This window comes from Pseudoxanthomonas sp. (genome assembly GCF_051953815.1).
In the GTDB taxonomy this organism is placed as follows: Bacteria; Pseudomonadota; Gammaproteobacteria; order Xanthomonadales; family Xanthomonadaceae; genus Pseudoxanthomonas_A.
In genome coordinates this window covers 1-8,249 of record NZ_JBQCIJ010000011.1, presented here as the reverse complement: position 1 = coordinate 8,249, position 8,249 = coordinate 1, and the positions used below count along the sequence as shown (strand labels likewise).

Below are 8,249 nucleotides of genomic sequence, written 5' to 3'. Positions count from 1 at the left end.
CGGCCCTGCGGGGAACGGCCGAACGCCTGCTGCAGACTGCCTTGACCCGGGCCGGCGTGCCCCAGCGGTCGACGCCGGTCCTTCGGCATGATCTGGGGCGGTTCCGGGCCGCTTTTGCCTGCAACGCCAGTGGGTTACAGCCGGTGGTGGGCGTCGATGACGTCGCATGGGGCGTTGATACGGCCCTGATGGCGCGGCTGGCGGGGGTGTTTGAGGTAGTGTCGTGGGAGCCGCTGGCCTGACCACGGGGACCGGAGAGCCTGGGTGGGTTTTCCTGAGCGATTCAATGGCTTAGAATAGCCGGCTTACCTCGCCATTCTGGCGACTGGGCAACACTGGAAAACACCATGGTCAAGATCCGTCTCACCCGCGGCGGCGCGAAGAAGCGCCCCTTCTACCACATCATCGTCACCGACTCGCGCAGCGCCCGTGATGGCCGCAACATCGAGCGCGTGGGCTATTACAACCCGGTCGCCTCCGGCAACGAGAAGCGCATCGAGCTGGACGTCGCCCGTGTGGACCACTGGGTGGGCCACGGTGCGCAGCTGACCGAAAAGGTCCGCAACCTGTACAAGGAAGCCACCAAGGCTTCGGCCTGATCCGTCGGGCCGCGCCCAACGGCGCGGCCACGCTGACGCATGGATAACGAGCGCTCGCCGCGGCCCCGCAAGACCATCCTGCTGGGCCGTTTCGCGGGCGCTTTTGGCATTCGCGGGCAGGTCAAGCTGGAATCCTGGACCGAACCGCGCGAAGCCATCTTCCGCTACCAGCCCTGGATCCTCCGCGAGGGTTCGGGCGCCGAACGCGAACTCTCGGGCGTTCGCGGCAAGGCCTCCGGCAAACACCTGATCGCCGACGTGCCGGGCATCGCCGATCGCGATGCCGCCGACGCCCTCCGGGGCGTTGAAATCCTGGTGCCGCGCGATGCGCTGCCGCCGCCGCAGCCCGGCGAGTTCTACTGGGTGGATCTGGAAGGCCTGCGGGTCCTCAACGTGGACGGTGTGGATTTCGGCACCGTTTCGCACCTGTTTTCCACCGGTTCCAACGACGTGCTGGTGGTGCGTGGCGACAGGGAGCGGCTGATTCCCTTCATCGAATCCGACGTCATCCACTCGGTCGATTTCGATGCCCAGCGCATCACGGTCGATTGGGATCCCGAGTTCTGAACGCTGGAGCCGCCGTCGGGCCTGGGCAATACTCGCCCCCCGGTTCACGCTTCTTCCTTCCCGGCTGTCCGCCATGCGCATCGATGTCCTGACCCTGTTTCCCGAGTTCATCGCCCAGGCCGCGGCGGTGGGCGTGGTCGGACGCGCGCAGGAACGCGGACTGCTGACCCTGCAGGGCTGGAATCCGCGCGATTACGCCGAAGGCGGTTATCGGCGCGTGGACGATCGTCCATTCGGTGGCGGTCCGGGCATGGTGATGATGATCGAGCCGCTGCGCGCCTGCCTGGCGGCGGCGCGCGCCGCCGATTCCGCGCCGGCCCCGGTCATCTATCTCAGTCCGCAGGGACAACCGCTGACCCAGCGCAAGGTCCGTGAACTGGCCGCGCGGCCGCGCCTGATTCTGCTGTGCGGCCGCTACGAAGGAGTGGACGAGCGTCTGCTGGAGGCCGAGGTGGACGAGGAAATCTCCATCGGCGACTACGTGCTGTCCGGGGGCGAACTGGCGGCGGCGGTGGTCGTGGACGCGGTGGCCCGGCTGCAGGACGGGGCGCTCGGCGATGCTGAATCGGCCGTTCAGGACAGCTTCGAGAACGACGGCCTGCTGGACTGCCCGCACTACACCCATCCGGCCCAGCACCCCGAACTGGGCGACGTGCCGGATGTGCTGCGTTCCGGCAACCATGCCGCCATCGCCCGCTGGCGGCGCCAGCAGTCGCTGGGCCGGACCTGGCTGCGCCGGCCGGACCTGCTGGACGAGTCCACCCTGTCCAAGGCCGACCGGGCCCTGCTGGCCGCTTTCCGGGCGGCTCGGGACGGGCAGGGCGAAAGCTAGCCAGGGCCAATAAAAATCAGTAAGATGGCGGGCTTCCAGCGCCAGACCGGCCGGAACCCCATAACAATATCGTGCAGCGCAATCCGGCGACTGCATCAGTCATTGCTGTCGAACGACACACCCACGCATACAGAACGGTGCCACCATGAGCAGTCTCAACAAGTCCATCATCGCGGAATTCGAAGCCGCCCAGATCCAGCGTGAGCTGCCCGCTTTCGGTCCCGGCGACACCGTCGTCGTGAACGTGAAGGTGAAGGAAGGCAACCGCGAGCGCGTGCAGGCGTACGAAGGCGTGGTCATCGCCAAGAAGAACGCCGGCCTGAACTCCGCCTTCACCGTGCGCAAGATCTCGCACGGCTACGGCGTCGAGCGCGTGTTCCAGACCCACAGCGCCTCCATCGACTCGGTCGAAGTGAAGCGCCGCGGCAAGGTCCGCGCCGGCAAGCTGTACTACCTGCGCGATCTGGAAGGCAAGGCCGCCCGCATCAAGGAAGACCTGGCCGCCAACGCCGCCGCCAAGAAGGCGCGCCTGGCCGCCGCCGCCGAGTAATCCACTCGCCGGCATCTTCGCGGAACGGCCACCTCCGGGTGGCCGTTTGCGTTTGTGGCGCCGGGGGCGGCGTCGATGCAGACTGTGACTTCATCCTCGGTGCGGCAGAGCGTGACGATGCGTGGCATTCATGGCGGACGATGGAGTGCGGTGGTGTTGGCGGGCGTGCTGGCCGGTTGCGCCGGCGGCGACGCGATGACCCTGGATACCCAGTCGGATCTGCCGTTCCCCTGGTGCGCGGACGAACTTCGCGCGGCGGCGCAGCAGCCATTGCCTGACAACGCCACGGCCGAGCAGCGCCAGGCCGCGCGTGACTACCATGTTTCCAAAGCGTGCCAGCAGGCCGATCAGCACAGCGTTGCCGTTCCCCTGAGCCATCCGTTGCCACGCAAAGCCTGAGCCGATGAGTTCCGATTCACCCAGCACCGTCACCGCCGGCATCCGTCTCGACATCTGGCTGTGGGCCGCGCGCTTCTACAAGACCCGCAGCCTGGCCAAACAGGCCGTGGAAACCGGCAAGGTGGAAATCGGCGGCCAGCGCGCCAAGCCATCGCGTGTCGTGCGTGTGGGCGATGAGCTGCAGATCGCGCGCGGCGAGGATAGGTTCGGCATTCGCGTCGAAGGCCTGAGCGAACAACGCGGACCGGCGCCCGTGGCGCAGGCGCTGTACCGCGAAAGCGAGGAATCGCGGCAACGCCGCGAGGCCGCCGCCGCCACCCGCCGCGCCGAACGCACCGGCTATCAGGCGCCGCTGTCCAAGCCCGACAAGCGCGCGCGCCGGCTGATCCGCGCTTTGGGCGACATCGACGCGATGTGAGGCGGCACGCGGGGCGGAGCGAGCCGCTTTGCGGAAGGATGCGGGTGGGGCGCGAAAGCCGGGTTCAGTGGCCCGGCTTCCCCTGTTGGCTCAACGGCCGCCGCCGAGCAGCCCGCTGCCGACCTTCAGCAGGTCGCCGAGACCGAGCTGGCCGTCGCCGTCCTGATCCAGCACCGCGCCGAGCAGGCCGCCGCCCAGGCCGCCCTGCTGGCGGATCTGCTGCTGCTCCTGTCCCAGCACCTGGCTGAGCGCGCCGGGCGAGTTCTGCCCACCCTGGCTCATGCGCTGGGCCAGGAAGGCCAGCACGATGGGGGCGAGGATCTTCAGCAACTGCCCGGCGCGGTTGCTGTCCAGGCCCGTGGCCTGGCCCAGGCCCGCTTCGGCGCGTGGCTGGCTGCCGCCGAAGATGTGTCCGAGGATGCCGGCGCCATTGGCTTCCGGGGTGGAAGCGCCGCCGAGAACCGAACCCAGGACGCTGCCGATATCCAGACCGCTGTGGTTGCGCTGGAGCGCACCGAACAGCGCCTCCGCGCCCTGCGGCTGTTCGGCGTTGCGGCCCAGCGCGCCCATCAGCAGCGGCAATGCCGCGCCGACCGCGCCGGACGCCTCGGCCTGGCCGATGCCCAGTTGCTGCGAGACCTGTTGCAGCGGAGCGCCCTGGAGCTGGGCGAAGAGTTCTTGCGCGAGAGACTGGTTGCTCATGACGGCCGTCCTCCTGGACGCGGGTTGGAACCGCCGATGCTAGCGCCAAACTGTGACGTCGGTGGTTAACCGGAGGAGAAGGCGTGTTGCGCCGGCATCCGGTGCTCCTGCGGGCGAAAGGCCCCGCCCGTCCGGCGAACATCCGGACGGACGGGACGCCGGGGCGATGCCTAGGCCGCCTTGCGGGTGGCGCGCAGATCGAAGCGGTCCAGTTCCATCACCTTGGCCCATGCGGCGATGAAGTCGCGCACGAACTTCTCCTGCGCGTCCGCGCTCGCATACACCTCGGCCAGCGCACGCAGCTGCGAGTGCGAACCGAAGATGAGGTCCACCCGGGTACCGGTCCATTTGCGCTCGCCGGTCTTGCGATCTAGCGCCTCGAACACCGCCTCGTTGTCCGAGGTGGCTTTCCACTCGGTGCGCATGTCCAGCAGGTTGACGAAGAAGTCGTTGCTCAGGACACCGGGCCGATCGGTGAACACGCCGTGCCTGGTCTGGCCGACGTTGCCGCCCAGCACGCGCATGCCGCCGACCAGTACCGTCATCTCCGGCGCGGTCAGCGTCAGCAACTGCGCCTTGTCGACGAGCAGCGACTCGGCCGGCACGCTGTACTTGCCCTTGAGGTAGTTGCGGAATCCATCCGCCGCCGGTTCCAGCACCGCGAAAGACGCCACGTCGGTCTGTTCCTGGGAGGCGTCGGTGCGCCCGGGCGAGAACGGAACCGCGACGGCGTGTCCGGCCTTCTTCGCGGCCTCCTCGATCGCGGCCGCGCCACCCAGGACGATCAGATCCGCGAGCGAAACCTTCTTGCCGCCCGGCTGCGCGCCATTGAAGCCCGCCTGGATGCCCTCCAGCACCTTGAGCACCTTCGACAACTGCGCGGGCTCGTTGGCCTCCCAGTCCTTCTGCGGCGACAGGCGGATGCGCGCGCCATTGGCGCCGCCGCGCTTGTCCGAACCCCGGAACGTGGAGGCCGAGGCCCACGCCGTGGATACCAGTTCGCCTACCGACAAACCCGATTCGAGGATCTTCTTCTTCAGCGCGGCGGTGTCCGCTTCATCGATCAACGGATGATCCACCGCCGGAACCGGATCCTGCCAGATCAGTTCCTCGCTCGGGACCTCCGGGCCGAGATAGCGCGCGCGCGGACCCATGTCGCGATGGGTCAGCTTGAACCAGGCGCGGGCGAACGCATCGGCGAACTGGTCCGGGTGTTCCATGAAACGTCGCGAGATCTTCTCGTAGGCGGGATCGAAGCGCAGCGACAGATCGGTGGTGAGCATGTTGGGCGCCCGGCGCTTCGTGCCGTCGTGTGCGTCGGGCACCGTGTCGGCGCCGGCGCCGTTCTTGGGCTTCCACTGGTGCGCGCCGGCCGGGCTCTTGGTCAATTCCCATTCGTAGCCGAACAGGTGCTTGAAGAAATCCTGGCTCCATTGGGTGGGCTTCGTCGTCCAGGTGACTTCCAGTCCACTGGTGATCGCGTCGCCGGCGATGCCGGTGCCGTGCGTGCTGCGCCAGCCCAGGCCCTGGGCGACGATATCGTCGGCTTCCGGATCCGCGCCCACGTGCGAGGCTTCGCCCGCGCCATGGGTCTTGCCGAAGGTGTGGCCGCCGGCGATCAGCGCCACGGTTTCCTCGTCGTCCATCGCCATGCGGGCGAAGGTCTCGCGGATGTCGCGCGCGGCGGCGACCGGATCCGGGTTGCCGTTCGGGCCTTCCGGGTTCACGTAGATCAGGCCCATCTGCACCGCGGCCAGCGGGTTCTCCAGATCGCGCTCGCCCGAATAGCGCTTGTCGCCGCCCAGCCAGGCGGTTTCCGAACCCCAGTACACGTCCAGATCCGGTTCCCATACGTCCTCGCGTCCGCCGGCGAAACCGAAGGTCTTGAAGCCCATCGTCTCCAGTGCGACGTTGCCGGTGAGGATCATCAGATCGGCCCAGGAGATACGGCTGCCGTACTTCTGCTTGATCGGCCACAACAGCCGGCGCGCCTTGTCCAGGCTGACGTTGTCCGGCCAACTGTTGAGCGGCGCGTAGCGCTGCTGTCCACGTCCGCCGCCACCGCGTCCGTCGCCGATGCGATAGGTGCCGGCGCTGTGCCAGGCCATGCGGATGAAGAGCGGACCGTAGTGGCCGAAATCCGCCGGCCACCAGGGCTGCGAATCGGTCATCAGCGCGGCGAGATCCTTCTTCAGCGCGTCATAGTCCAGGCTTTTGAAGGCTTCGGCATAGTTGAAATCCTTGTCCATCGGATCGGATTTGGACGAATGCTGGGCCAGCAGATCCACCCGCAACTGCTTGGGCCACCAGTCGCGGTTGCTGGTGCCACCGCCGACGGCATGGTTGAAGGGACATTTGGCGGTTTCGAGGTTCATGGTCATGCTCCTTGGCGGCGGCGGAAAGGGGAGAAGCGAGGCGACGGGCACGGTTGCGGCAACAGCGCCCACATGGAAAGACGGAAACGCGCCGCACCAGCCACTGGGCCGGAAAAGGCGATGCGCGTGGGTCAGCGGGGTCGTCGATGCGGAATCGCGCGAGCCAGGGAGAAGCAGGGGAACGTGGACGTGTTCATGGCTGGCGTTTCCGTTGGCGATGAAGAAGACACGGCCAGCCTAGGCAGGCTCGGCGATTTAGGAAAATCGTTTTTGACGAACAATCCGATAGCGCATCTCAATGGTGCGATGCGCAAACAAGCGGTCCCGACCGGCTCACGATACCCGGCCCGCGTTACGTCGATGTTGTCGAGTATCCGCTCAACGACTCATAGCGCTGGAATGGCAACGCGGTGAGCATCGATGAGGCTTCCCGGATTTTCAGAGCAGGCTCTTGAGCCGGTACAGCGCTTCCAGCGCCTGTTTGGGAGTGAGTTCGTCGGGATCCAGTGCGGCAAGTGCTTCCTGGGCCGCCGACGGGGCCGGGGTGAACAGGCCGATCTGCTGCGGGGCATCCAGCGCCTGCGGGGCCATCGCCGAGGCGTGGCTTTCGCGGCCGCGTTGTTCCAGTTCGGCAAGGCGTCTGCGCGCCTGCGCGACGGTGGAGCGGGGCAGGCCCGCCAGTGCGGCCACCTGCAGGCCGAAGCTGCGATCGGCCGGACCGTCCTTCACCGCATGCATGAACACCAATGTGTCGCCGCGCTCGCGATCGTGGTGTTCGACCGCGTCCAGGTGGACATTGGCGATGCCGCTCCCGCCGCCGTCCGCTGACGCATCCCCCAGCGCGGTGAGCTCGAAGTAGTGGGTGGCGAACAGGGTGTAGCAGCGGTTCTGGCCGGCCAGGTGGCGGGCGACCGCGTCGGCCAGGGCCAGGCCGTCGTAGGTGGAGGTGCCGCGGCCGATTTCGTCCATCAGCACCAGCGATTGCGCGGTGGCGTGATGCAGGATGTAACTGGTTTCGGCCATCTCGACCATGAAGGTCGACTGCCCGCGCGCCAGGTCGTCACCGGCACCGATGCGGGTGAGGATGCGATCGATCGGGCCGATTTCCGCGCGTGCCGCCGGGACGAAACTGCCGATGTGGGCGAGCAGCACGATCAGCGCGTTCTGCCGCATGTAGGTGCTCTTGCCACCCATGTTGGGGCCGGTGATCACCAGCATGCGGCGGTTGCCGAGTTCCGGGGTGTCGCCGAGGACGAGGTCGTTGGGCTCGAACGGCTCGTCGCGCACCGCCTCCACCACCGGATGGCGGCCGCGCTCGATGCACAGGCCGGGCGCGTCGGTGAGCTCCGGCCGCGACCAGTCCAGCGCCTGCGCGCGCTCGGCGAAGCAGACCAGCACGTCCAGCTCCGACAGCGCGGCGGCGCAGCGCTTGAGCGGCTCCAGGCGATCGTTGAGCGCGTCCAGCAGTTCCTCGTAGAGCAGCTTCTCGCGCGCCAGCGCGCGCTCGCGCGCCGACAGCACCTTGTCCTCGAACGCCTTGAGCTCCTCGGTGATGTAGCGCTCGGCGCCGGTCAGGGTCTGGCGCCGGCTGTAATGCGTGGGCGCCTTGTCCGACTGTCCCTTGCTGATCTCGATGTAGTAGCCGTGCACCCGGTTGTAGCCGACCTTGAGGGTCGGGATGCCGGTGGCGGCGCGCTCGCGCGCCTCGAGATCGACCAGGAACTGGTCGGCGTTGGTGGAGAGCGTGCGCAGCTCGTCGAGCTCGGCGTCGAAGCCCTCGGCGAACACGCCGCCGTCGCGCGCGAGG

9 protein-coding genes and 1 pseudogene are annotated in these 8,249 nt (G+C 67.6%); 7 read left to right on the top strand and 3 right to left on the bottom strand.

Annotation, left to right across the window (positions count from 1 at the left end; translation table 11 throughout):
* From ACTHN1_RS02810 to ACTHN1_RS02780, 7 genes and pseudogenes are all read left to right on the top strand, one after another.
* Window positions 1-242 (top strand): annotated as a pseudogene (locus ACTHN1_RS02810) (hypothetical protein); the annotation flags it as partial.
* A gap of 105 nt (window positions 243-347) precedes the next feature.
* Window positions 348-599 carry a 30S ribosomal protein S16 gene (gene rpsP, locus ACTHN1_RS02805; protein ID WP_141453473.1) on the top strand — a complete coding sequence of 84 codons (252 nt, stop codon included), beginning with the start codon at window positions 348-350 and terminating at the stop codon, window positions 597-599.
* Between the two features lie 39 nt (window positions 600-638).
* Entirely contained in the window at window positions 639-1,166 is a 528-nt protein-coding gene (gene rimM, locus ACTHN1_RS02800; protein WP_440469452.1) for a ribosome maturation factor RimM, read from the top strand.
* Window positions 1,167-1,239: 73 nt separating this feature from the next.
* The gene (gene trmD, locus ACTHN1_RS02795) at window positions 1,240-1,998 is read left to right on the top strand and encodes a tRNA (guanosine(37)-N1)-methyltransferase TrmD (RefSeq protein WP_440469451.1); all 759 of its coding nucleotides are present in this window, start codon (window positions 1,240-1,242) and stop codon (window positions 1,996-1,998) included.
* Between the two features lie 145 nt (window positions 1,999-2,143).
* On the top strand, window positions 2,144-2,548 hold the full coding sequence (gene rplS, locus ACTHN1_RS02790) for a 50S ribosomal protein L19 (protein ID WP_440469450.1): 405 nt from the start codon (window positions 2,144-2,146) through the stop codon (window positions 2,546-2,548).
* Between the two features lie 117 nt (window positions 2,549-2,665).
* The gene (locus tag ACTHN1_RS02785) at window positions 2,666-2,947 is read left to right on the top strand and encodes a hypothetical protein (RefSeq protein WP_440469449.1); all 282 of its coding nucleotides are present in this window, start codon (window positions 2,666-2,668) and stop codon (window positions 2,945-2,947) included.
* A 4-nt stretch (window positions 2,948-2,951) separates the two neighbouring features.
* Window positions 2,952-3,365 carry an RNA-binding S4 domain-containing protein gene (locus tag ACTHN1_RS02780; protein ID WP_440469448.1) on the top strand — a complete coding sequence of 138 codons (414 nt, stop codon included), beginning with the start codon at window positions 2,952-2,954 and terminating at the stop codon, window positions 3,363-3,365.
* 90 nt (window positions 3,366-3,455) lie between these two features.
* Here the strand turns inward: ACTHN1_RS02780 and ACTHN1_RS02775 are convergent, their stop codons facing one another.
* From ACTHN1_RS02775 to mutS, 3 genes are all read right to left on the bottom strand, one after another.
* Window positions 3,456-4,067, bottom strand: a complete 612-nt coding sequence (locus tag ACTHN1_RS02775; protein ID WP_440469447.1) for a DUF937 domain-containing protein — start codon at window positions 4,065-4,067, stop codon at window positions 3,456-3,458.
* Window positions 4,068-4,237: 170 nt separating this feature from the next.
* On the bottom strand, window positions 4,238-6,442 hold the full coding sequence (gene katG / locus ACTHN1_RS02770; protein WP_440469446.1) for a catalase/peroxidase HPI: 2,205 nt from the start codon (window positions 6,440-6,442) through the stop codon (window positions 4,238-4,240).
* A gap of 438 nt (window positions 6,443-6,880) precedes the next feature.
* Window positions 6,881-8,249: DNA mismatch repair protein MutS (gene mutS, locus ACTHN1_RS02765; RefSeq protein WP_440469445.1), on the bottom strand; the 1,369-nt coding region annotated here is incomplete at its 5' end.